This is a genomic window from Chloroflexota bacterium (genome assembly GCA_035652535.1).
Lineage (GTDB): Bacteria > Chloroflexota > UBA6077 > UBA6077 > SHYK01 > DASRDP01.
In genome coordinates this window covers 26,202-50,913 of record DASRDP010000103.1, presented here as the reverse complement: position 1 = coordinate 50,913, position 24,712 = coordinate 26,202, and the positions used below count along the sequence as shown (strand labels likewise).

The following is a 24,712-nucleotide window of genomic DNA, read 5'->3' as shown; positions in this document are numbered from 1 at the left end:
CATCTCGACGCCAAAATCGCATGGCTCCGGCAGCTCATGGACTGGCAGAAAGACGTCGTGGGGAGCGCCCAGGCCTTTGTGGACACGCTCCGCACAGACGTCTTTCAGCAACAGGTGTACGTGTTCACGCCGAAGGGCGAGATCAAGGAGCTCCCACGGGGCGCCACGCCCATTGACTTCGCCTACCGCATCCATACCGAAGTGGGGCATCGGTGCGTCGGCGCCAAAGTGAGCGGGCGGCTGGTTCCCCTCGATCGACCCCTGCGCAACGGCGATATCGTCGAAATCATCACCAGCAAGGCGTCGCGCGGGCCGAGCCGAGACTGGCTGATCCCCGCCCTCGGATACACAAAAACGGCAAACGCGCGCGAAAAGATCCGGCAGTGGTTTCGCCGAGAGGCTCGCGAGGAGAACATCGCCCATGGGCGAGAGTTGGTCGACAAGGAGCTCAAGCGCCTCGGGCTCTCCGACGTCAAGCTGGACGACGTGGCCGCCGCCTTCAGCTACGAGAAAGTCGACGACTTCTTTGCCGCGATGGGCTTCGGAGAGATCCACCCCCAGCAGCTCGCCTCGAAGCTCGGCACGCTGCTCCCCCCAGCCGAGCCGGCGGTGCCTGCGATCACCACGCCGATCCAGGAGAAGACCGGTGGCGTGCGCGTGGACGGCGTCGGCGACCTCTTCACGCGCCTCGCGCGCTGCTGCAACCCTGTGCCGGGCGATCAGATCATCGGGTTCATCACCCGGGGCCGCGGGATCACGGTCCACCAGGTCGGCTGCAGCAGCATTCGCAACGAAGACGAGCCGGAACGCCTCGTCGCCGTCCAGTGGGGCACGTCGGGTACGGAGTCGTTTCCGGTCTCGATGCGGATCTATGCCTACGATCGCGAGGGGCTGGTTCGCGACATAGCCGCCGTGGTTGCGGACGAGAAGCTCAGCATCAACGGCATGACCGTCGCGGTTCAAAAGGACCAAACGGCCGTCGTATCCGCCACGCTGAGCGTGCCCGACCTCGAGAAGCTGAGTCGCGTGATGGCGCGCATCGAAGGGGTTCGAGACGTCTTCAACGTCCAGCGCGAGGCGGGTTAGTCGACGAGCAGCTTCACCGCGCCGATGGATGCGTCGAAGGTGTGACCCGCGCCAAATACTTCGATTGAATCGATCGTCGCGGTCTGGCTGAATGCCTGTGTCAGGTCGGCGGAGAACTTGACCCAGGTTCCCTGGGGAACGATCTCGCCAAATTGGACGGGCCGGTCTTCGGAATTCGCATAGTAGAACCCATGGGTCCATACCTGGTCCCCGCCGCGGCGATCGTGGGCACGAATGCGAATCATGAGGGGATATTCTGTTCCGCTATAGCCACCGCCGGAGAGGGATGCGTCGTCAACCCGTACCATCGCCTCAACGCGCACCGCGCGAGAGCCGGCGACGTCTCGGTTCACCACCTGGCGAAGGCCCGTCTCGTTGTGCGCGTCGCGCTCGCTGTTGCGCGTGACCCTCATCGCAACGGAGGGGGCGCTGGCTTCCCCGGGGCGCTCGATGGCGAGATGCCCGGGTACGTCCGGTCGGTTCTGCTCCCGGTCCTCCCATGGCTCCCACGCATCGTAGCCACGCGCGAAATCCCCATTGACGACCACATTCTCCATCACGTCGACCACAGCGTAATCGCCCGGCTCCGCCGACCTGACGATCAGCTTTTTCCCCTCAGCCACATTGACGGAGCGCCCCCCAACATCAGCCGTGGCCTTCCCATTCCAGACGGAGATCCGCACCGCCTCGCCGGTCACTCGGAGGGTGTATTCACCGGACGCGAAGGTCGCGGCGCCTCGCGGCGTCGTTATGCGCATCGTATGCGCCTGATTCTCCGCGCTGGCGATAGACAGCCGCATCGCGCCGGTGAGCAGGGCAAACTCCGCTCGGGTCGCGGCGGGGGTGAATCGGCCGATCGTACTCGCGTCAACTCGCAGCCGCGCATCCGGATAGATCTGAAGCGATGACCCGTCGAAGGCGCGAAGAGTTGCCGATGATCCGGGGCTTGTGCTCACCTCATCGCCGTCGAAGATCTGCATCCCCTGCGCGACGCTGACGTCGGCGCGGGCCCCAGCCTCCCGGTACAGCACGATCCCGCCCACCTGCTCCAGCACGGCCGGTGCGGGCGCCGCGGACGTCTGGAAAAATTCCCGGACCCACGCGGCGGCGACAGCGACCAGCGCGAGCCAGATCGCGAATGCGCACGAAAGCGCGAGCCAGATCAGCAGGCGCATGCGAGTCTCACGCCGCCGTTCGAGCGCGACGGTCGCCGTGCGCGTCGGTGCCGCGCTCATTGCGCGCTCAATTCCATCGACGCGATGAGGAGAGGTGCGTCCTCCGCCGATTGTCAGAACTCATCGCTCCTCGCGCGCGGCTCCAGTGTTCGTGGCCGTCCAAACCCGATGGAATTCGGCGAACGACCCATCCAGGATAGCAGTTCGCGCTGCCGATGCGAGCCGCGTGAGAAATCGAACGTTGTGCACACTGAGCAAAACGCGCGCGAGATCGGCATCCGCGCGGGTCAGGTAGTGGAGATATCCGACCGAAAATTTGGTGCAGGCGAGACAGTCGCACGCCGGATCGAGAGGACCGTCTCTGCGCGCGAGGGTGATCTTGCGAAGGTCCAATCGGCCGCCCGGCACGAGCGCCGAGCCATGACGACCCAGGCGCGTGGGGAGCACGCAGTCGAACATGTCTACTCCCCGTGCGATCGCCTCCATGAGGTCCACTGGGGCGCCGACGCCCATGAGATAACGCGGACGGTCGACTGGTAGCGCAGAGCATGCCGCGGCCACCGCCGGCCACGTCTGATCGCGCGGCTCTCCCACACTCAGTCCGCCGATTCCATATCCGTCGAACGGCATCGCGGCAAGGGCTTCGGCGCACGCAACGCGAAGGTCCGGCTCCGTGCCACCCTGCACGATCCCGAATATCGCTTGGCCGTCCGATCGGGGGATTCCGATGCATCGCTCCGCCCAGCGCAACGTCCGCGCCACCGCGCGCTCCAGTAGCGCGCGCGGCGACGGATAGCGCGTGCACACGTCAAGCACCATGGCGATGTCAGACCCCAGGAGCGCCTGCACGGCCATTGCGTCCTCCGGTCGGAGCAGCCTGGCCGATCCGTCGAGATGGGAGCAAAAGGCGGCCCCCTCTTCGTCGATCTCGACGAGGTGAGCGAGGCTCATGATCTGGAACCCGCCGCTATCCGTGAGGATCGGGTGGTGCCAGCCCATGAACGCGTGCAGCCCTCCGGCGCGGCGGATCAACTCGGCTCCAGGCCGAAGCCAGAGGTGGTACGTGTTCGCCAGGATGCAGGACGCGCGGGCGGATTCGAGATCGCTCGGCATCAGCCCCTTTACCGATGCCTGGGTGCCGACGGGCATGAAGACCGGCGTGTCGATCTCTCCGTGGGCCGTGCGCAGGACTCCGGCGCGTGCCGAGCCGGCGACGTGGAGGTCGCGCAATCCGAAGGCAGGCGTCACCGGTATACTTCCGTCCTAGGAGGCCGCGTGACTGACCGTCTTTTGACCGCCAATGCTCGAATCGAAGATGAGAGCATCGAGACCACCCTGCGCCCGCGAAGCCTTGACGAATTCATCGGGCAGAAGAAGATCAAGGAAAACCTGGCGATCTTCCTCGACGCCGCCGTTGCCCGAAAGGAGCCCCTCGAGCACGTGCTCCTGTATGGTCCCCCCGGCCTCGGTAAGACGACGCTCGCCAATATCATCGCTGCGGAGATGCACGTCAACATCCGCACCACGTCGGGGCCGGCGATCGAGCACCCCGGCGAGCTGGCTGCGATCCTCACGCGCTTGAATCGCGGCGACATTCTGTTCATCGATGAGATCCATCGACTGAGCAGGATCGTCGAGGAATCGCTATACCCGGCGATGGAGGATTTCGTCTGGGACATTATCGTTGGCAAGGGCGCAGCGTCGCAGAGCCTCAGATTGAGTCTGCAGCGGTTCACCATCATCGGGGCGACGACCCGAATGGCGATGCTCAGCTCACCCCTTCGCGACCGCTTCGGCGTGACGTATCGCATCGATTACTACGATCAGGACGCGCTCGTCGAGATCGTCAACCGTTCAGCGCTCATCCTCGATGTCAGGATTGACCATGCATCGTGCGCCGAGATCGCGCGACGGTCGCGCGGGACCCCGCGCGTCGCGAACCGACTGCTGAAGCGGGTCCGCGACTTCGCGCAGGTGCGCGCAGACGGCGTCATCACCGGCTCGGTGGCATGTGATGCGCTCGCCCGCCTGGAGGTCGACGAGATCGGGCTCGACGAGGTCGACCGGACCGTGCTGGAAACGGTCATCGACAAGTTTGGAGGCGGACCGGTCGGCATCGACACCATCGCCGCGGCGACGAGCGAGGACGCGGATACCATTATGGACGTGTACGAGCCGTTCCTCATCCAGTTGGGATTTCTCGCGCGTACCCCGCGAGGTCGTGTTGTGACCCGACGGGCGTATGAGCATCTTGGTCGGACGCCTCCCGCGAAATCGCCTCGTGCGGATGAATGGCAAGAGCCGCTGCTGTAAACGGGACGTCTCGACCCATGGAACACGGCAAGGCCTCCGCCTCCTCCGATTCGCTGTCGGCGCACGCATTGTCCGGGTACGACTACGCCCTGCCCAGCGAGCTGATCGCCCAGACGCCAGCCGAGCCGCGCGATTCCGCCCGCTTGCTCGTGCTGGATCGGGCGACCGGGCACGTCGAGCATCGCCACGTCTTCGATCTCCCGTCATTGCTCTCCCCAGGGGACGTGGTCGTCGCGAATCGCAGCCGCGTCGTCCCGTGTCGAATCCACGCGCGCAAGGCGGACTCTGGCGGCGCGGTGGAGATCCTCCTCCTTCGATCCATTGCGCCGGCCGCATGGCTGGCGCTCACCCGCGCCCATCGCCTGCGTACAGGTCAGCAGCTGATCGTCGACGGCGAGATATCGTTGGAGGTCGGCGAAGCGGTCGAAGGCGCGCGGGTGATCCACTTCCCCAGCGCGGAGGCGGCGCACGAGGTGATCCAGCGCTGGGGCGAGGTGCCGCTGCCGCCGTACATCCGGGCGTACGCGGGCGACCCGAACCGGTACCAGACGGTGTACGCCGACGTTGAGGGATCGTCGGCCGCGCCGACCGCGGGGCTCCATTTCACGCCGTCGCTCATCGAACAGGTCAAGAGCCGCGGCGCCCATTGGGCGATGATCACCCTGCACATCGGCCTGGACACGTTTAAGCCGATCGCGGTCGAGGACCTGCGCCAGCACCACATCCACACGGAGTGGATCGACGTCCCGGCCGATACGGTAGAGCTGGTGGACCGTGCGCGGCGCGAGGGCGGGCGGGTGGTGGCGGTGGGCACGACGACGGTCCGCGCTCTCGAGCATGCCGCGGCATCAGGAGACCTGCGCCCGTGCCAGGGCTGGGCAGACCTGTTCATTACGCCCGGGTACCGGTTCCGCTCCGTTGACGTGATGCTCACGAACTTCCATCTGCCCAAGAGCTCGCTCCTGCTCCTCGTCTCTGCGTTCGCCGGCCGAGAGCGCATCCTGTCCGCATACCGAGAAGCGGTCGCGGAACGCTACCGCTTCTACAGCTTTGGCGATGCGATGCTGATCCGGTAGGGGCGTTATTTTGGCCGACCGCGCAACAGCCGTGCTACAATCACGCGCCGAGGTGATGTATGCCCAAACTCAAGACGCACAAGGCGACCGCGCGCCGTATGCAGGTGACCGGCTCCGGAAAGTTGATGCGCACGCGCTGCGGCAAGAGCCACCTGCGCAGAAATCGCTCGAAGCGATCGGCCCGGGAATACGATGAGATGCACGCGGTCGCGCGCGTCGACGTATCGCGCATTCGCCAGTTGGTTCCGTACGCAAAATAGCCGTCCGCGACGCCATTTCCTTCTCTAAGAGACATTTCAAGGGAGAACGATGACCCGCGTTAAGAGAGGAGTTACTGCTCGTAGGCGGCATCGAAAGGTCTTGCGCCAGACGGCGGGACACGCTGGCTCGCGCCACCGGTTGATCAAGACTGCGAAAGAATCGCTCCTGCACGCGCTCGCGTACCAGTACCGGGACCGGCGAAACCGCAAGCGCGATTTTCACCGGCTTTGGATTACCAGGATCAACGCCGCCGCGCGCGAGCATGGGCTTTCCTACAGTCGATTCATGGCAGCGCTCGCGAGCCACGGGATCGAGATCAACCGGAAGATGCTCGCCGAGCTTGCCGTGAACAATCGGGCTGAATTTGCCGCCCTGATCGAGAGCGCCAAAGCGTCGGTCTGACTTCACGACCAGTCCGATCCACGGCGGCGATAGACGCCTCTGTCTCCGAGACGGGGGCGTTTTTCGTGGACCAATCACGAGGAGCGGTCGTGACAACCTTCGATGACAATCTGCGGCAGCTCACCAGGCGCGCCCTCGAGGAGCTGCGAGAGACCGAGGACGACGCCCAGCTCGAGGCGTGGCACACAGCGTACCTCGGCCGTCGTGGTGCGTTGGCCGAGCACATGAAATCCCTCGGCCAGCTCCCGCCCGAGGAGCGACCGGCCGCGGGCCAGGCCGCGAACGCATCCAAGCGAGAGATCGAGAGCGCGTTCGACACTCGTGTGGCCGAGATCCGCGAGCGAAAGCTGCGGCGCCAACTCGAAGCGGAGCGCATCGACGTGACGCTGCCCGGCCGACGTTTGCACACAGGGCGACTCCACCCCATCACCCAAACGCTGCGGCGAATCATCGAGATCTTTCGTGACATGGGGTTCCAGGTCACCGAAGGGCCCGAGGTTGAGCTGGACTGGTACAACTTTGAGGCGCTCAATATCCCGCACGAGCATCCCGCGCGGGACATGTTCGACACCTTTTACATCGATCCTCCCTCCGTGCTCCTCAGGACGCACACGTCCCCCAACCAGGCGCGGGTCATGGAGCGGACGCAGCCTCCCATTCGAATTCTCGTTCCCGGACGCTGCTATCGATACGAGGCGCAGGACGCGTCTCACGAGTGGATGTTCTCTCAGGTGGAGGGGCTGGCCGTGGACATCGGACTCACAATGGCCGACCTCAAGGGCGTGCTGGTGGCCTTCGCTCAACGCATGTTCTGGCCAGAGATCCAGACGCGATTTCGCTGCGACTACTTCCCCTTTGTCGAGCCGGGGGTCGACATGAGCGTCCAGTGTCCGATCTGTCGCGGCCAGGGCTGCCGCGTGTGCAAATCCAGCGGGTGGATCGAGATGCTCGGCGCAGGCATGGTGCACCCCAATGTCCTGCGCAACGTCGGGTATGACCCTGAGCGCGTCAATGGCTTCGCGTTTGGCATGGGCCCCGAGCGGATCACAATGATCAAGCACGCTGTGGACGACATTCGGCTCTTTTACGGCAATGATCTCCGCTTCCTGCAGCAGTTTCCATGAGAGCGCCGCTTCGCTGGCTCCGTGAGTTCGTCGAGATCGACGCGCCTGCCGCGGAGATCGCGCATCGCCTGACCATGGCCGGCACTGAGGTCGGGAACATCCACTCCGTCGGCGCGCAGTGGCGACGAATCGTCATCGGTCGCGTCGTCGACATCGCTCGCCACAGCGGGGCGGACAATCTGTTCGTCGCACGGGTCGACATCGGAGAGACCACCCTCACCCTCGTCACGGCAGCCCAGAATCTTCGTGCTGGGGACGTCGTACCAGTCATTCGAGCTGGCGGGCAGCTCGATGAGCGGCGGGTGATCGAAGCTCGGCGCTTTCGCGGGATCACCTCTGAGGGGATGTTGTGCGCCGGGGCGGAACTGGGCATCTCCGACGACGACGAGCACATCTACGTGCTCGAGCCCGATGCCCCCATCGGCATGGATCTGGCCGCGTACCTGGGCGATGAAGTCTTCGACGTCGAGCTGACTCCGAACCGGCCCGACTGCTTCGGAATCGTCGGCATCGCGCGCGAGATCGGCGCCATCACCGGCGCAACGGTCAGGCTGCCCTGGCAGGGGCGAGAGAAACGCGACGGGAGCTCCGGGAGCGATTCGCCCCTCCGGGTGTTCGTCGACGATCGAGCCCTGTGCCCACGGTACACAGGTCAGCTGCTGACCAACGTCCACGTCGCGCCCTCCCCACCATGGCTCCAGCGGCGACTCCATCTCTGCGGCGTTCGCCCGATCAGCAACGTCGTGGACGTCAGTAACTACGTGATGCTGGAGCTGGGGCAGCCGCTTCATACCTTCGACGCTGACCGCCTCCGCGACTTGACGATCCGCGTGCGGCCCGCCCGAGTTGGCGAGCGCATCACCACCATCGATGGCGTCGAACGCGAGCTCTCGCCCGACATGCTCGTCATCGCCGACTCGGCGGCGCCGGTCGCGCTCGCCGGCATCATGGGCGGCGGCGAGAGCGAAATCACCGGTTCGACGACGCGAGTGGTTCTCGAGTCGGCGACCTTTAGCGCCGCCTCGATCCGACGAACCTCGCGAACCATTCACCTCCAAACCGAGGCGTCCAAGCGATTCGACAAGGGGCTCGACCCGGAATTGCCGCCCCTCGCCTCGCGTCGCGCCGCCGAAATGTTGGCGGAGCTGGCGGAGGCCACCCTGGAAGGTGCGTTGGTTGACGTGGACGCGCACGTTCCGCCCCCGGAGCCCATCCGCTTTAGCGCCCGAGACGTTCAGAACCTCATCGGTCACGCATATCCGGGCGCTCAAATCGAGTCCGTGCTGAGCCGGCTGGGGTTCGCGGTCCGCCGGGACGGCGACGAATTCGTGGCCACGCCGCCGACCTGGCGGCGCGATGTCGAGGGCAAGGCGGACATCTCGGAGGAAGTGGCCCGCGTCGTCGGCTACGACGTCATTCCCGTCGTGCTGCCATCCGGCGCGCTGCCGCCCACGCACGAGGATCCAACGCTCCGTTGGGAGAGCGTCCTCCGCTCCGCGGTGGCCGCGGCGGGCCTCCAGGAGGTCATCACCTACTCCCTCGTCGATCCCTATGCCCAGAGTCGGCTCGATGCAGCGTCCTCGTTCCCGGAAGGGCCGCCTGATCCGGATGCGATTCCGGTGGCGAATCCCCAGAGCATCGATCGGAGCCGGCTTCGCACGTCGCTGCTTCCAAGCCTCTTGTCCACCGTGGCGTCCAATTTGCGGTACCAAACGCGCGTTGCGATCTTCGAGATCGCTCGCGTCTATCTTCCCCCCCTGGCCCCACTTCCGCGCGAGGAGCGCCGACTCGCCATCGCAATGGCGGGACGTCGAGATCCCGCCGACTGGAACGCCAACCCGTCGGAATTCGACTTCTTCGATATCAAGGCCGCCATCGAGGCCGCGATGAGCGCGCTGAACGTGCCCATCCACGTCGTCCCCGGGTCGGATGCGCCCTGGGTCCACCCCGGTCGCGCCGGCTCGATCCAGATTGGGGGCAAGGCCGAGCCGGTGGGCGTCGTCGCCGAAGTCCATCCGATCGTCGCGGAGCGATTCGAGCTTCGTGGATTGCGGCTCAACGCGGCCGAGATCGACCTGGGGCCCGTTCTTGCCATGGCTCGCGAGGAGATCGAAGTGCGGGGGCTCCCACGGTACCCGGCCGTATCTCGCGATCTCGCCCTGATCGTGCCAGAAGCGATCGAGCATGCGCGCGTACTCGCGACGATTGAACGGAGCGCAGGCCCCCTGCTCGAGCGGGCCGCGCTCTTCGACGTCTATCGCGGGACCGGCATCCCGGACGGCACGGTGAGCCTCGCCTACCGCCTCACCTTTCGAGCGCCCGACCGGACCCTCGAAGACGCAGACGTAAACGCCGCGGTCGACGCGATCGAATCGCACCTGGCCAATGATCTCGGCGCGCGCATTCGCGGCCGATAGTGGCCGAATGTACATGACGATTCGCGGTTTCGGGGCCTCCGATAGATGTAATATCCGTGTTCGCTGGCGGCAACGTCCGGTATGCCATCGGAGGGGACGATGATCGAATTCCTGGGCGCCATGACTGCGCTGGACTTCCTTTTCATTCTCATCTGGATCTCAGCGATTCTGTTCGGAATGCGCTCAGGTGTTGTCAAAGAGCTGTTTTTGATCGCGTCGATTCTGATCGGAGCCATCGGTGGAAACACGATCTCCAGGCCGCTCAGCCGGCTCACCGGTCCGTGGGCAGGCGTCTCGGCCGATCGAGGCCTGCCGGTCACCTATTTCATCGTCACGCTATTGATCACAATCGTCCTCTTTCTCGTCCTGCTTGTCACGTACCGTCGAACGCGCCTCGTTCGCAACAATTACATCGAGGGGGGTGTGGGCGCCATCGTCGGGTTCTTCGCCGGGCTGCTCGCGGTTGCGCAGCTCACGGGAATGCTGCTGGTCGCGACGGACCAGCCGTGGGCATACCTCGACGGAGCGCGGGAGAATGTGCGGTTGGAGATTCAGACCACGCCGTTCATTCCCCTCGTGGCCGAGACGTTCCCGGGCATCACCGGCAGGGTCGCGGAATGGATGCCCGTCTCGACAAAGGACGCGTGCGAACGCTGTCTGTAGAGGGAGGATCGGGCAGACGCGCCGCGCCTAGCCTTTGATGCATCAGCCATGGGGATGTCTGCCCGCCACCTGCAAACCCTGGAATTCGACAAGGTCCTCGACCTCGTCGCGGCGCGTTGCGCCTTTTCGGCAAGCGAGTCGCTCGTCAGCAATCTCCTGCCTTCGACTGACCCCTCGGAAGTCGAGCGCCGCCAGAACGCGACCGAAGAGGCGCGTCACCTGCTGGAGGTCCGGCCCAACACCGGCGTGCGGGGAGCCCATGACGTCCGGGCTCACGTGCGTCGCGCCGCGATAGGGGGAACGCTTAATCCGTTCGAGCTGCTGGAGATCGCGTCGACGATCGCAGCGGGCCGTGCAGTGCGCCATCTCGTCGAACGGCAGGAGATCCGCGCGCCAACGCTCGCCCGATTCGCGCGGGGCATCGCGAACCTCGACGAACTCGAGAACGCCATTCGCCTGGGCATCGATGACGAAGGGCTGGTGCTCGACAGCGCGAGCGAGCGCCTGCGACGCATCCGATCAGATATGCGTGGCGCGTACGACCGGCTAATGCGCCGAATCAACGAGCTGATGGCAAGCTCAACGGTCCGAGACGCCCTGCAGGAACCGGTCGTCACCATGCGCAGCGGGCGATACGTCCTGCCCATCAAATCCGATTTTCGGGGGCGGGTCCGCGGCATCGTACACGATCAGTCTGCGAGCGGCGCCACGGTGTTCATCGAGCCGCTCGCCATCGTCGAGCTGACGAACGTGTGGCGGGAACACGGCATCGAGGAAGAGCGCGAGATCGAGCGCATTCTGAAGGCCCTCAGCGAACGCGTCCACGCCGCCCAGTTCGGCCTCGTCGAGACGGTCGAGTCGCTGGCCCGAATCGACCTCGCATTCGCCATGGCCAAGCTCGGGATGGAGATGCACGCATCGCGGCCCACGCTGATCCCGTTGACGGATTCCAGCACGCGAGGCGCGGACGATCGCCGCGCGATTCATCTCGTTGGGGCGCGGCATCCGCTCCTCCGTGGCGACGTTGTGCCGATCGACATCGAGCTGGGGGGAGCTTTTCACGCGCTGCTCATCACCGGCCCGAACACTGGCGGCAAGACGGTCGCGCTGAAAACCGCCGGACTTCTGGCCGCCATGGCCCAGGCCGGAATGCAGATTCCCGCCGATGAAGGCTCGGCGCTGGCAGTCTTTTCGGGAATCTATGCCGACATTGGCGACGAGCAGAGCATCGAGCAGAGCCTGTCGACCTTCTCCTCGCACGTGACGCGCATCGTGGAAATCCTCAAGTCCGCCGACCGAAGATCGCTCGTGCTCCTGGACGAGATCGGCGCCGGGACTGATCCCCAAGAGGGCGCTGCGTTGTCGCAAGCCATCCTCCAGTATCTGGTGGAAGCGCGAATCTTCACCGTGGCGACAACGCACTACTCGGAGCTGAAGGCGTTTGCCTACGCGACGCCGGGCGTCGAAAACGCCTCCGTCGAGTTCGATCCCATCACGCTGCAGCCGACGTACCGCCTGATCATTGGCCTCCCCGGGCGGAGCAACGCCCTCGCGATTGCCGAGCGCCTGGGCATGCCAGGGGACATCGTCGCCAATGCGCGCGATCGAACGCACCCCGCGGAGCGGCAAGTGGACCAGCTTCTCTCCGAGATCCACGCGCATCTGGCCCAGGCGCGGGAGGACCGCGCCGAAACGGCGCAGATTCGCGCCAATGCCGAGCGGGCGAACCAGCAGCTGCGCTCGCGACTGGCCGCCATCGAGCGCGATCGGGCTTCCGTCATCGCCCAGGCCGAGCACGTGCGGGAAGCTACGATCTCCGAGCTGGCGCGGGAGGCGGATGAGCTGCGCCGCGAGCTGCGCGGGCTCCGAGCCGAGCGCGAGCGCCTCGCCCAGATCGAGGGGCGCATCGCCGGACTTCGCGCAATCGGCCAAACGCCATCACCCGGCCGCGACGAGCCAACCCCGCCAGAGAGTTTCTCGATCGGCGATCACGTCGAGGTCACGACCCTCGGCGCTCGGGGCACTGTGCGAGCGGTCACCGACGGAGGCCGCGTCGTCGAGGTGGACGTTGGCGGGAAGCGCGTCCGCGTCGAACCGCGGCAGCTCGTTCGCCGCGAAGAGCGCGCGGCGGTCCAGACACCGAGAGAGCGCGCGGTCGCCGCCGGTCAATTGGCGGCGGGCGACGTGGACGGCCCGAGCGCACCGATCTGGTCACCGATTGAGTCGCAACTCGATCTTCGCGGCTTGACGACCGAAGAAGCACGGTACCGTCTGGACCGGTACCTGAACGACGTCTACATGGAAGGCGCCCGGACGGTGCGGATCATTCATGGCAAGGGCACCGGGGCGGTTCGCCAGACAGTGCGCGACCTGCTGACGAACCACCCGTTGGTTCGCTCGCACGAGGGCGCCGACCGCGCGGAGGGCGGCGAGGGCGCGACCATTGTCCACCTCGCGAGCTAGGGGAGTCGCCCTCGGCGCTGGCGAACCGCCGCGTGACAGGTGCGTACCAGGCTCGTGGCGACGATTGACGATGCGATACACTTGAATTTGTGCAGCCGATTGAAGACATCCTGATCCAAGCTGAGCGCATCGTTCGCGTCGGCCTCACGATTCTCTTCACGTACTTCATTGCGCTGTGGATCGCGGCGGTCTGGTGGACGTTCCAGGACATCCGATCCCGCACCACGGACGTCGCCCTCCAGATCGCGGCAACGCTTCTGGTCGTGGTCTTCAACTTCCCTGGGCTGCTGGTCTATTTCATGCTTCGCCCGCAGCGAACAGTAGCCGAGCTGTACAGCCAGTCCCTGGAAGAAGAAGCGCTCTACTGGTCGATGAACGACCGTCCCGTTTGTCCGTCCTGCCAGGAGCCGGTCGAAGCGGACTTTCTTTTCTGTCCTTGGTGCCAGGCGCGCTTGCGACAGCCGTGCCAGCGTTGCGAGCGCCCGATTCTGCTTCGCTGGCGACTCTGCCCCTACTGCGGGACGCCCCCCACCCTTGCCTCGGCTGCGCCGGCGACTGCCACCGAGGTGGGGCGAGAGCTGGTCAAGCCGATTCGAGACCCGGCCACATCTTGACGACCGGTTAGCGCCAACCTATCGGGGAGCTTCAGAGCTTCCGCATCGCCGCGATGACGGCATCGGCGAACTGCGCCGTGCCCACGGCGCTCGGATCGTCAGGCCGTGGCTTCAAGTCGTAGGTCACGTCCTTCCCCTCGTCGATCACCATCGCGATCGCCTTTTCGACGCGCTCGGCGGCATCAACTTCATTGAGATGCCGCAGCATGAGGGCGCCAGATAGGATCGTCGCGGTGGGATTGACCTTGTTCTGGCCCGCATATTTTGGCGCGCTCCCGTGGATCGGCTCGAAGACCGCGCCGATCTCGCCGACATTCGCTCCGGGCGCAACGCCGAGCCCGCCCACGAGGCCGGCCGCGAGATCAGACACGATATCGCCGTACAGGTTGGGCAATACCAGCACGTCGTAGAGCTCCGGCTTTTGCACGAGCTGCATGCACATGTTGTCGACGATCAGGTTCTCGTACTGAATGTCCGGGTACTCTTTCGCAACCTCGGTCGCGACCTCGAGAAACAGCCCGTCCGTGTATTTCATGATATTGGCCTTATGCACGGCCGTGACCTTGCGCCTTCGGTTCCGCCGCGCGTAATCGAAGGCATACCGGACGATTCGCTGCGTTCCATAGATGGAGATCGGCTTGATGCTGATGGCGGAGTCAGGCCGGATCTGCTGGCCGCTCATCTCAGTCAGGATGTCGATCAGGCGCCTGGTCTGGTCAGTGCCCTGCTCGAACTCGATTCCCGCGTACAGATCCTCGGTATTCTCCCGAACGATCACGACATCCACGTCCTGATATCGGGAGCGCACACCGCGATAGGTCCTGCATGGGCGAACGTTCGCATACAGGTCCAGGGCTTGGCGCAGAGCGACGTTGACGCTTCGAAAGCCGGTGCCCACGGGTGTTGTGATCGGCCCCTTCAACGCCACTTTGTTCTTCCGAATTGACTCGAGCACAGAATCGGGCAGGGGAGTTCCTTCTCGCGCAAGAACCTCATCGCCCGCCTCATGAACTTCCCAATCGAAAGCCACCCCGGTGGCCTCCAGGACGCGGCGTGTCGCCTCCACGATTTCCGGTCCTGTCCCATCGCCAGGGATCAGGGTGATGCGGTATGCCATGAAAGTCCTCCGTGCTCAATCTCGTGGGGAGGCTGTCGGAACTCAGACCCCCGGGCCACCAACGGTTCAGCGGAGCCCGACCGCGTCCGCCGACTCGCGCAAGATGCGCGCCGAGTTTTGTACTCCGGCCAGCTCCTCTCCGGTAAGGGGAATCTCGAGGACCCGCTCTCTGCCGCCAGCGCCCACCACGCAGGGGAGGGACACGCAGATGTTGGAGATGCCGTGCTGACCGGTGAGCAATGAGGAGATCGGCAGTATCTCCTTGCTATCGCGAAGGACCGACTGGACGACCCAGCAGATCGAGGGCGCAACGGCGTAGAAGGTCCCACCCTTCGTGCGAATGACTTCCGCCCCGCCGATGCGCGTTTGCTCGATCACATCCTTCAAAATCTCATCGGAATATCCGGGAAACTGCTTGAGCGGGATGCCGGCGACACTGGCGTTTGCGGTGACCGCCTGCATGCTATCGCCGTGTTCGCCCAACATGTAGACGCTAATCTGGCCGCCGTGGACGCCAAGCCTCTCCGCCAGCAGCGATCGGAACCGTACGGTGTCGAGGACGTTCCCCAGCCCGAATACGCGATCGGCCGGCCACCCGAGGGCCTTCACCGCCTGGTACGTGAGCACGTCGACCGGATTCGCGACCATCAGCAAGATGGCGTTTCGGTTGACCTTTCCGACCTCCGCGAGGATCGGCCCCATCGCTTCGACGTTCGCCTTCAAGAGGTCGAGCCTGGATTGCCCGGGCGCACGGGGAATTCCGGCGGTGATAATGATCATGTCGGAATCTCGCGACGCCGCGTAGTCCTTGCCGTGGGCGGAGATGTCGCATCGGGGCGCGCGGGATGCGCCGTGCCGGAAGTCCAGCGCTTCGCCCCATGCTTTCTCTTCCATGATGTCGAGAAGCACGATCTCGGTGAACCCGCCCTCCTGCTGCAGCTCGAACACCGTGGTCGTGCCAACCCGGCCCGCGCCGATCATGGTTAGCTTCATACGAACCTCCACAAAACGTCTCGATTTGCGTGGCGCTATTCGAGCCGGACGTCTGCCGGAGCGCGCACCTATCCCGTTTGAAATTACTTCCCGATCGAGGAGCGCTCAGTCGATGTACCCGACCAGTTGAGGAGAAACGCGCCAAGCACCCAGCTTACCACACTCCCGGCGCGCCGTTCCATCAGCGGGCGGCGAGAAGCTAAATGGCCGGATACGCTATTCAGGGAAGCTGCGCATTGACGAAGGGCACCGCCATGACCTGGTCCCATACGACCCAAGCCTTCGGGTCCTCTTGGCCCAGGCGCCAGGCCCCAACGCCGCGCAGGGCGTACTTCCGCACGAGGTTGAGCTTCGCGGCGAGGGACCGCTCGTCCTCGTACCACACCTCATGCTGCTGCTCGCCATCGAAGTATTCGAAGGTGGCCGAGGCGGACTCCGGATCGATGTAGGGGACAGCGCCGGTGCGATCGAGGAGATCTCGAACGTCACGGTACCGCAGTGCTCGTGCCGGCGGTCCGCGCGTCACGTTCCAGTCGTAGCCGTAGAACGGGACGCCGAGAATCAGGCGGTTCGGATCGATCACGGAGGCCGCGTAAGCCATGCTCGCATCGACCCACGGAAGCGGCGCCGTCGAGCCGGGCGTCCCGCTGCTTCCCGTGCGGAACCCGTAAGCCATCACGAGGAAGAGATCGGCCGAACTCGCGATGGCCGCGTAGTCGTACGCGCCGGCCCACCCCGTCGTTGTGTCGCGCGTCTTCGCCGGAAGAGCGATGGCAAAGAGTTTTCGTTGCTCGTGCAGACTCGTCCCAAGTTGGTTGATGAAATCGGATAGCGCTCCGCGATCGTCTGGGTCGAGGCCTTCGAAATCAAGCGCGAGGCCATCCCAGGGCTCCGCCGCGGCTACCAGCTCGCCCAACGCTTCGCTCTGGACCTCCGCGTCGGTGACGATCGCATGGCCGGCGCGCTTACTCGTCAGCGCAACCGACGGCAAGACGAGGGCGCTCGAGCCGTGAAGAAACGCGACGGCTTGAGGACCCTCGATGGACTCAACGGACCCCGTCGCGTCGATGGTGAGCCAGTGCGGCGCGACGACGTCCAGATGTCGAATGTTTGCGCGGAGAGAGTCGAACGACGCGGAATCCTGCGGGAAGTAGTACGCGAGCCGAAGCGGCCGGCCCATTGGAAGCCCACGGACCGCCGAGGCCCACACGCCTGGATCGCTGTCTGACTCCTCCGCCGCGACGGCGACGTCGGACGGCGCCACATCCGGGACGTCGCGCGGCGCGATGACCGCGCGCACCGATTGGTCACCAGGAACGTGGTGCCTGGTTGCCACCTCGGGGGGCGGACCACCGTGCGAGATGCCGAGCATAATGAGCCCGACGAGCAGGCGCGCCAGTTGTGTCAAGAAGTGAAACCCAAAATCGGCACAACCCGCGATTATACCGAGCGCCGCGTTGCCCGACGGACCTGCAGACTCGTAGAATGTCGGCGCTTCCGCACATTAGTCGACACCCCGCTGCACTGTAATCCAGATGTAAGGCGCGGGTGATCGCCCGCACGCCCCGGTTGGTGTTATTCGGTGTCAGAGGAGACAGAAACCATCGAGAAACCGGAGGAAGGACAGTCCCTGCCCCAGCGCGTTGAGCTGCCGTGGCCTGGGGTGCCTTTGAGCCTGCGCGTTGCCGACGGCTTCAAGTTTGGATGCGGGCTGATCCTTGCAGGGGCGCTGGCTATCGTGATGCTCGTGTTGTTCGTGGCGGTCGCGCTACTTGTTGCACGCTTCACCGGCGCCGACGTGCCCTTTCTCCCATCGGCCCCTGTCCTGACTCCCGGGGCTGGGCCCGGTCGCTGAGCGGGAGGACGGCTGATCGTCAGCCGGTCGAGTGGCTCTGAATGATGGACTCTGCCACGTCGCGCATGGGCCGGCGGTTGTTCATGCTGGTGCGCTGGATGTGGCGGTAGGCGTCTGCTTCGCTGAGGCCCTCTGTCTGCATGAGCACAACCTTTGCCCGATCCACGATCTTCCGCGTCTCAAGCGCTGACTTCGCATCGTCGGCTTGTTCCACGAGATCCTGAAATTCCCGAAACCGGGCCAGTGCAATCTCGATCTGCGGGATGAGCTGCGCCTCGGTGAACGGCTTCGATACGTAGGCGAAAACACCGGCCTCCGTTGCGCGCCCGACGAGGTCGCGGTCGTTGTACGCGGTTACGAGGAGCACGGGCGCGATCTTTTCTTCGGCAAGCAGTTGCGAGGCGCTGATGCCGTCCAACTCGGGCATCATGATGTCCATGATGACGAGATCGGGACGCAGGTCGCGCGCGATGTCAACGGCACTTCGGCCATCCGAGGCCTCACCGATCACCAGGTAGCCCTGGTCCTCGAGCATCTCACGCAGACCAAATCGTGGAATCGCTTCGTCTTCCGCGATGACAATTCGGGTGGGCGCCATCCGTCCCCTTTCCCGCTCGGTCACCCGTCACCGTGCGACCGCGAGCCAGCGGCTGAGCCTATCGCAACCGAGAGCAGAGGTCCTTGGGAATAAAGATCGCCGCGGTCACACCCTGCGCGCTGCAAAAGTTCAGCTGTCCGCGAAGATCGTCGCGAACCAACGTCTGCACGATCTTGAGCCCGAGGGCGGAGCTTTCGGCCGGGTTGAAGCCGCGCGGTAGCCCGATGCCATCATCGGCGATCCTGATCACCATGCTCGCGTCAGTCTCGTCCAGGCAAATGTGAATGTGGCCGTCGGTGCGATCGGGAAACGCGTGCTCGACAGCATTCTGCAACAGCTCGTTGACCGCGAGGGCGCATGAGGTGGCCTGCTGAGCTGGCAACGAGAACGATTCGCCCGCAAGTGTGATCTCCAGCCCCTTTGTCCTCTCGGGAGCGCTGCCGCGCGCCTCCGCCACGATTCGGGCGCAAACGTCGCGAATGTCAATCTCGCTCTGGTCCCCGCGGGAGAGGAACTCGTGCACGACCGCGATGCTCAGGATTCGCCCCATCGTCTGGCGGAGGGTTTCGCTAGCCTCGGGAGATGTCGCCCGCCGCGCCGCCATTCGCAAGAGGAACGCCACCGTTTGGAGATTGTTCTTCACGCGGTGGTGGACCTCCTGGATCATCGCCGACTTGGCCTTCAGCTCCTGCTCGCGCCGGACCTCATCCGTGATGTCCTGGATAAACACGACGGCGCCCGATGGCTGCGTATCGACCGGCTTATGTCGCCACCACGGCCCAGACGGCAAAGCGGGTAGAAGTGGAAGCGCTCGCTTTATCCAGACCTGGTCCTGTTCGGTGACACGCTGCTCGAGACACACGCCGCTTTCCATGCTTCGAAAGCAGATGTACTCATTGGTGTCCAGCTCGGAAATCTGCTGGCCCAGCAGACTGTCCACGTACCCCACTCGCCGGTATTGGTTCTCAGCAAGCGAATTCATGTATCGAATGATCCCACGATTGTCGACGGTGAGGACTCCGTCGTGCTCGGTGAATCGGCCCAGATTCTCGGCGCCATTGAGTCGGCCCGAGAAGCCCTGGTCCAACACGCGCGCAACCATCGAGCGAAATTGCGCATCGCGGCGCTGAAAGCGCTCGTGCTCCAAAAGGTTGCGGTTGCTACTGACTGCCGCGATCAGTCGATTCGAACGATCGCGGACAGGGAAGACCTCCTGGAGGGTTGGCGCACCCCAGACCAGCGTGCCGCTCACCAGCGCGTGCTCCTTGCGGTCCTGGAGAACACGAAAGATGCGATTTCGATCGCGGCGCAAGAATCGGTGTCCTGTCTGAGAGCGCGGATACAAAGACGGAACGGGATTGGGCGCGGCATGCGACACGACCACCGCGTCGTCGCCGGCGCGCGCGCACACCAGAAGGTCCGCATGGGCGATATCAGCCAGCAGCGGCAGCGCCTTGAGGATCCGCTCGAGGTAGGCCCGGTCCTCCGGCTCGAGGTCGGTGCACCCGTCGTAGGTGCCTAAGAGCTTACTGCTCTCCACGGCGATCGTACGGTATCCAGGCTCCAGCGATGCTGCCCACGGTGGCCCCCCAGAGCTGCGCGTGGTCTATCGAGCGATCTCGAAGGCGCGAGTTTCGCGAACGACCGTGACACGAACCTGACCCGGATACTGAAGGGTTTCCTCGATCTTCTTGGCGATGTCCCGGGCCAAGCGAATGGACCCGAGATCATCGACCTCCTCCGGTTTGACAATAATACGCACTTCGCGGCCTGCCTGGATTGCGAAGCTCTTCTCGACGCCCTGGAACGAGTTCGCAACCTGCTCCAACGCCTCGAGGCGCTTGATGTAGTGCTCGACGCTCTCGTGCCGGGCGCCCGGCCTCGCCCCGCTGATGGCGTCCGCGGCCTGCACGATCACGGCTTCGAGACTCACCGCTTCCGGATCCGTATCGTGGTGCTCGATGATGGCGTCAACCACGCGCTGTGACTCGCCAAATCGGCGGACAAAGTCGGCGCCGATCACGTGGTGCGGGCCCTCGACCTCGTGGGTCATGACTTTCCCGAGATCGTGCAAGAGCGTGGCTCGCGCGGCGACCTCCGCGTCTGCCCCGAGCTCGCACGCCAGCATGCGCGCGATTTGGGCGGCCTCGACCGAGTGACGGAGCTGGTTCTGGCCGTAGCTCGTCCGATACTTCATCCGGCCGAAGACTTTGAGAACCTCCGGGTGCAGCCCGTGCACGCCTGCTTCGAGCGCTGCCTCCTCGCCCGCCGCCAAGATGCCTTCCTCCACCTGCACGGTGGCCTTGGCGACAACCTCCTCGATTCGTGCGGGGTGGATCCGTCCATCTGCGACGAGCTGCTGCAGTGCGACGCGCGCGACCTCGCGACGAATCGGGTCAAACCCGCTGATCATCACCGCGTCGGGCGTTTCGTCGATGATCAGATCGACGCCTGTGGCTGCCTCGAGCGCCCTGATGTTTCGACCCTCGCGGCCGATGATGCGCCCCTTCATCTCCTCATTGGGTATCGGCACCGTCGTGACGGTCGTCTCGCCGATGTGATCTCCCGCGAGTCGCTGCACGGCCAGCGTGATCAGCCGGCGCGCCTCTTCGTCGGCGTTGGCCCGCGCTTGATTGACGATGTACCGGGCCTGTCGTGCGGCCTCCTCCCGCATCTCGCCTTCAAGCTGCCCGAGCAGCACGCCACGCGCCTCCTCGGTGGACATTTGCGCCACGCGCTCCAGCTCGCGGCGTTGGCCTGCGCGGAGCTCGTCCACCTCCCGGCTTCGAGCTTCGATCTCCCGTTCGCGCTCCGAGAGCCTGCTCTCGCGGCTATCCAACGAATCAAGCTTGCGGTCGAGTGACTCTTCCTTGGCGCGGAGCCGCTGACTTTCCGCCTTCAGCTCGCCGCGCTGCGACCGAATCTCGTTCTCGGCCAGACTCCGAACCCGAATTGCCTCTTCCTTTGCCTCGAGAAGCAGCTCTTTGCCTTTCCCCTCAGCTTCCATCACGATTTGCGCAGCCGCCGCCTCACGCTCAGCTGCACGACTGATAATCCCGCGGCGAATCGCAAGCCCCCCAACCACCGCGCCCAGCAGCGCCGCCAGGAGAGCCACGATCACGACTCCGATGATCTCCACCGTTCAATGCCTCCCCGTTGCTCCAAACTCATCAACTGAACATCTTCGTTTATCGTCAAGTTGTGGAACTCCAATCGCATGATATCTGTCCATTTTTGTGGCTGTCAACCGATATCAATGGGACATCTTTGATCATTTACGTGCGGGCTACAGGCATACAGGAGAAACGACGGCCCACCATCAGTTGCCTCGGGGGCGACTTGCTGGTTCCTAACGTGTGATACAAGGAGAGTGCCCCGTCGAGCAGGGTCCTCTCCTTCGTGGTTGCCCGCCTCAGAGTTCTGGAGACCTGGCGCAACGTCTCCTCCATGTCGCCGAGCAGCTCGGCGATCGTTGGATCGCTGAGCGCTGCCTCGTGCCGGAATCCAGAATGTGTTGACGCGATTGTGACACGCTCAATCGATGGGTCCCGCAAGTCGGCGGCGACAGAGACGCGTATGAACCGAACGAAGGAGGTCGATGCCTGTCGGGTCAGCATCTACTCGTGCTGCTCCTCCGCCAGCGCTTGGACGACGCGCAGCCCTCAGCCGGTCCGCAGCCCGATTGACTTTTTGATCCCGACCAGGCGGCCCGCCGGGGGCCGAGCGAAAACACCAGGAACCGCGCTCGCCGTCGTCAACGTATCGCCAGGTGATAGTGCGATCGACGCAGCGTGACCGGCGTCGTCGCGGCCACGACCAGCACCCGGCGATCGACCGCTCGACCGTCGGAAGTCCACGTGGCGTGGCCTTGCTCGTCGACCGGGACGACTTCCACCCGAACGTCCGACCCCGAGAATTCCACGGCGCGGAGGGACCAGCGTTGCCGAAGGATCGGATCGATCCGCGCCCAGCCTTCTGCGCGCCAATCTGCGTCGCTCTCTTCGACGCACGCAGAGGGGTCGTCCGAATCGATGCGCACCCGGTCGATCGCCACACCCTCGCGCACTTCAGCATCGTCCGTCACGACCCAGAATCCGATCATCACCCGGCTCCCGAGAAATGATGTGAGGTCGATGGACTGGTCGATCCGGTGCGGCGAGACGTTCGACCCGCTCTGACCCGTGTAGCCGATCCCAAGATTTGAGCCAGTCGGGTTCGTCGCCGTCATGTCGCTCGCCCGGAGCAGTTCCCAATGCCGACCGCCGTCGCGGGAGGCGACAACGTACGCATAGTCAAAGTCGCGCTCCAGATCGAACCATAGCGAATAGCGGAGCTCTGCGCGCGTCGCCCTGGTCAAATCGATCGTGTGCGTCAAAGACGCCACCGAATCGTCCGCGCGTACCGCGTACCACAGGCTCGGCCGGTCACCGAGGGGGGCGCCGATGACGGGAACTTCAGAATCACCGACGAAATCAACAGTCACAGGCCCATCAGTCGGCAGATCAAAGTATTCGGCGCCAAATTGGGCCGCGGTCACCTCGGCCGGCGCCACTCGCTCGATCTTCCGAGGCCGCGGCGCGTCGGGGGCATCGCCCGTGTACGGCTGAACACCGCCGCCCGGCCGCGCGCCAACAACATTGGCGACGGCCCAATCCATGAAGACGTCGGGGAACAGGGCTGGCACGCCGCAGGACGGCGCCAGTCCGCTTCGCGAGAGTCCGCGGTCGTCGAGCCGCAACAGGCACGAAAACGCTCCCGTGCCGAATCGATCGATCACATACCGCAAAAACCAGGCGGCGGCCTGATAATGGCCCGATGCTGGCTCTGCGCCTTGACCGTCGCCAGCCCACGAAGTGAGGGGGATATCCGGGTTCGCGCTGAAAGATCCGGACGCGATCGGCCAATTCGGAACGACGAGCGCGGGCATCATGAAGCCGAGCCCCTCTTTCACCCACGTGTCTTCGGATCGCTTCACATTTCGGTGGACGAGATGGGTGAATTCGTGCGTGAGGGTGGCAAGATAGTCCGGCGACCCAATCGAAGCCACGCGCAGGTTTATGAACACCATGTCGCGCTCGTTTGAGAAGGGCGCGATCGTAACCGGGTACGAGTCCAGCGACGACGAGTAGCCGGCCACACCGGGTACGTCACCATTGAAGACCGTGATTCTCGGATCATTGTCGACGCCCGGGAATTCCTCGTTCCCGATCAGCCGCCTGACCTCTGGATAGATGCGCGTGTCGAAGAACTCCGCCGCGCCTTTGAGATCGGAGTCCGACACCGAAAACTGAGGCTCGACGTACCAGTACGCGTGGCGAGTCACCAGACGGAGGGTGGCTTCTGTACGGAGGGGACGAGGCACGTTCTGGGCAACGATCCAGAACTCGTCGGTTTGGCCTAGGGCATAGTCCGGGGGATCGGCGTTGGCGATGAGCCGCGGGGATGGATCGATCTCCAACGCAGTGGCGAGGGACCTGAGGTCCCGCGGACGAGGAGCAGCGGCCTGAATCGCTCGAAGGGAACCGTCGGGGGATGGGGTGGCAGCCGGCTGAGTGATTTGCGCAGGCGCCCAGAGTGGAATAGCCGTCAGCAGGGCGACCACCGCGCCGGCCGGCAATCGCATGCGATGGGCGCTAGACGGGTGCTTTGGTAGCTCGGTTCGCGAGAGTGTAGATCTGAGTCGTCGAAATATTGACGTGTCCGAGCAGCTCTTTGAGGTCCCGAAGCGGCGTGCCATTTCCGAGATGATGGAGGGCGAACGAATGCCGGAGGGCGTGTGGGGTGATGGGCACGTTGAGGCCGGCGATTCGCGCCCGCTCGCGCATGATGAGCCAGAACCCCTGGCGCGTCAATCGCGTCCCGCGGTGATTGAGAAAGAGCGCCGATGGGCCCGCGGCCTCAGCGCGAGCCAGATACGGCCGACCGTTCAGGCGGTAGTCCTGAAGCACGATCCGGGCCGAATCCGCGAGCGGAATGGCGCGCACGCGCCCGGCGCGACCGCGGCACGAGACGATCGAGGCGTCGAAGTCCACGTCCGGTTCGTCGAGCGCCACAAGCTCGCTGACGCGCATTCCGGAGTGGTAGAGAAGGGTGAGCATGGCTCGATCGCGAAAATCGTCGGGCATGTCGCCAGCGCACCCAACGTCCAGCAGCGCGCTCACGTGCTCAGGATCAACAGCCTGCGGCGCAGCACGATGCACGCGTGGGGAATCCACCGCGGCGGCGGGATTGTGCGAGATGAGCCCGATCTCCGCCGCGTAGTGACAGAACGACTTCACCGCCGCGACTTTTCGCGCAACCGTGGCCTGGGCATATCCCTTCTCCCGAAGATGCAGGACGAATCCAGCAACAGTCCCGGGGTCGAGCAGCGAGCCCTCTGCCACCGAAGACACGCCAACGACGTTGGTGAGCCGAAGGTATTGCGAGAATTGCCGAAGGTCGTTGCCGTACGCGGCGATCGTGTTCGACGCGACGCGACGCTGATCCGAGAGATGGAAGAGAAATTGATCGATGTGCTCTGACAGGCCATCGGCCACAGCAATACCTCCCAGCGAC

Annotated in this window: 21 protein-coding genes; 11 read left to right on the top strand and 10 right to left on the bottom strand. The window is 64.5% G+C overall.

The window, feature by feature from the left end; all coding sequences use genetic code 11:
- Positions 1-1,086: TGS domain-containing protein (locus tag VFC51_12565; protein ID HZT07859.1), on the top strand; the 1,086-nt coding region annotated here is incomplete at its 5' end.
- Here the strand turns inward: VFC51_12565 and VFC51_12560 are convergent.
- The gene (locus tag VFC51_12560) at positions 1,083-2,321 is read right to left on the bottom strand and encodes a FecR family protein (protein ID HZT07858.1); all 1,239 of its coding nucleotides are present in this window, start codon (positions 2,319-2,321) and stop codon (positions 1,083-1,085) included. The genes VFC51_12565 and VFC51_12560 overlap by 4 nt on opposite strands.
- Before the next feature lie 60 nt (positions 2,322-2,381).
- A complete protein-coding gene (gene tgt, locus VFC51_12555; protein HZT07857.1) occupies positions 2,382-3,509 on the bottom strand; it encodes a tRNA guanosine(34) transglycosylase Tgt in 1,128 nt (375 codons plus the stop codon).
- A 27-nt stretch (positions 3,510-3,536) separates the two neighbouring features.
- Between tgt and ruvB the strand changes: the two genes are divergently transcribed.
- The 9 genes from ruvB to VFC51_12510 all read left to right on the top strand — a co-directional run bounded on the left by ruvB (position 3,537) and on the right by VFC51_12510 (position 13,594).
- Entirely contained in the window at positions 3,537-4,574 is a 1,038-nt protein-coding gene (gene ruvB / locus VFC51_12550) for a Holliday junction branch migration DNA helicase RuvB (GenBank protein HZT07856.1), read from the top strand.
- A 17-nt stretch (positions 4,575-4,591) separates the two neighbouring features.
- Positions 4,592-5,650 carry a tRNA preQ1(34) S-adenosylmethionine ribosyltransferase-isomerase QueA gene (queA, locus tag VFC51_12545; GenBank protein ID HZT07855.1) on the top strand — a complete coding sequence of 353 codons (1,059 nt, stop codon included), beginning with the start codon at positions 4,592-4,594 and terminating at the stop codon, positions 5,648-5,650.
- Positions 5,651-5,709: 59 nt separating this feature from the next.
- Entirely contained in the window at positions 5,710-5,910 is a 201-nt protein-coding gene (gene rpmI, locus VFC51_12540) for a 50S ribosomal protein L35 (protein ID HZT07854.1), read from the top strand.
- 49 nt (positions 5,911-5,959) lie between these two features.
- Positions 5,960-6,313: a 50S ribosomal protein L20 gene (gene rplT / locus VFC51_12535; protein ID HZT07853.1), complete on the top strand. Its 354-nt coding sequence runs from the start codon at positions 5,960-5,962 to the stop codon at positions 6,311-6,313.
- An 89-nt stretch (positions 6,314-6,402) separates the two neighbouring features.
- Entirely contained in the window at positions 6,403-7,437 is a 1,035-nt protein-coding gene (pheS, locus tag VFC51_12530) for a phenylalanine--tRNA ligase subunit alpha (protein ID HZT07852.1), read from the top strand.
- Complete coding sequence (gene pheT / locus VFC51_12525) at positions 7,434-9,854, top strand: phenylalanine--tRNA ligase subunit beta (GenBank protein ID HZT07851.1); 2,421 nt, start codon at positions 7,434-7,436, stop codon at positions 9,852-9,854. The genes pheS and pheT overlap by 4 nt, the downstream gene beginning before the upstream one ends.
- A 99-nt stretch (positions 9,855-9,953) precedes the next feature.
- Positions 9,954-10,517: a CvpA family protein gene (locus VFC51_12520; GenBank protein HZT07850.1), complete on the top strand. Its 564-nt coding sequence runs from the start codon at positions 9,954-9,956 to the stop codon at positions 10,515-10,517.
- A gap of 48 nt (positions 10,518-10,565) precedes the next feature.
- Entirely contained in the window at positions 10,566-12,980 is a 2,415-nt protein-coding gene (locus VFC51_12515; GenBank protein HZT07849.1) for an endonuclease MutS2, read from the top strand.
- Between the two features lie 89 nt (positions 12,981-13,069).
- Positions 13,070-13,594: a zinc ribbon domain-containing protein gene (locus tag VFC51_12510; protein ID HZT07848.1), complete on the top strand. Its 525-nt coding sequence runs from the start codon at positions 13,070-13,072 to the stop codon at positions 13,592-13,594.
- Between the two features lie 31 nt (positions 13,595-13,625).
- Here VFC51_12510 and VFC51_12505 read toward each other — a convergent pair whose 3' ends face one another.
- The 3 genes from VFC51_12505 to VFC51_12495 all read right to left on the bottom strand — a co-directional run bounded on the left by VFC51_12505 (position 13,626) and on the right by VFC51_12495 (position 17,112).
- Complete coding sequence (locus VFC51_12505; GenBank protein HZT07847.1) at positions 13,626-14,711, bottom strand: isocitrate/isopropylmalate dehydrogenase family protein; 1,086 nt, start codon at positions 14,709-14,711, stop codon at positions 13,626-13,628.
- Positions 14,712-14,777: 66 nt separating this feature from the next.
- Entirely contained in the window at positions 14,778-15,704 is a 927-nt protein-coding gene (locus VFC51_12500; GenBank protein ID HZT07846.1) for a malate dehydrogenase, read from the bottom strand.
- A gap of 220 nt (positions 15,705-15,924) precedes the next feature.
- The gene (locus tag VFC51_12495) at positions 15,925-17,112 is read right to left on the bottom strand and encodes a glycosyl hydrolase family 18 protein (GenBank protein ID HZT07845.1); all 1,188 of its coding nucleotides are present in this window, start codon (positions 17,110-17,112) and stop codon (positions 15,925-15,927) included.
- Positions 17,113-17,286: 174 nt separating this feature from the next.
- Between VFC51_12495 and VFC51_12490 the strand changes: the two genes are divergently transcribed.
- A complete protein-coding gene (locus VFC51_12490) occupies positions 17,287-17,559 on the top strand; it encodes a hypothetical protein (GenBank protein HZT07844.1) in 273 nt (90 codons plus the stop codon).
- 19 nt (positions 17,560-17,578) lie between these two features.
- On the opposite strand, the gene VFC51_12485 is transcribed toward VFC51_12490, so the two are convergent.
- The 5 genes from VFC51_12485 to VFC51_12465 all read right to left on the bottom strand — a co-directional run bounded on the left by VFC51_12485 (position 17,579) and on the right by VFC51_12465 (position 24,693).
- A complete protein-coding gene (locus VFC51_12485) occupies positions 17,579-18,157 on the bottom strand; it encodes a response regulator (protein HZT07843.1) in 579 nt (192 codons plus the stop codon).
- Between the two features lie 58 nt (positions 18,158-18,215).
- A complete protein-coding gene (locus tag VFC51_12480) occupies positions 18,216-19,697 on the bottom strand; it encodes a histidine kinase N-terminal domain-containing protein (protein HZT07842.1) in 1,482 nt (493 codons plus the stop codon).
- A 66-nt stretch (positions 19,698-19,763) separates the two neighbouring features.
- Positions 19,764-21,296, bottom strand: a complete 1,533-nt coding sequence (rny, locus tag VFC51_12475; protein ID HZT07841.1) for a ribonuclease Y — start codon at positions 21,294-21,296, stop codon at positions 19,764-19,766.
- A 615-nt stretch (positions 21,297-21,911) separates the two neighbouring features.
- Positions 21,912-23,780 (bottom strand): hypothetical protein, encoded by a 1,869-nt coding sequence (locus tag VFC51_12470; GenBank protein ID HZT07840.1) that lies wholly within the window; start codon positions 23,778-23,780, stop codon positions 21,912-21,914.
- A 10-nt stretch (positions 23,781-23,790) separates the two neighbouring features.
- Positions 23,791-24,693 (bottom strand): tyrosine-type recombinase/integrase, encoded by a 903-nt coding sequence (locus VFC51_12465; protein HZT07839.1) that lies wholly within the window; start codon positions 24,691-24,693, stop codon positions 23,791-23,793.
- Positions 24,694-24,712: the final 19 nt, after the last annotated feature.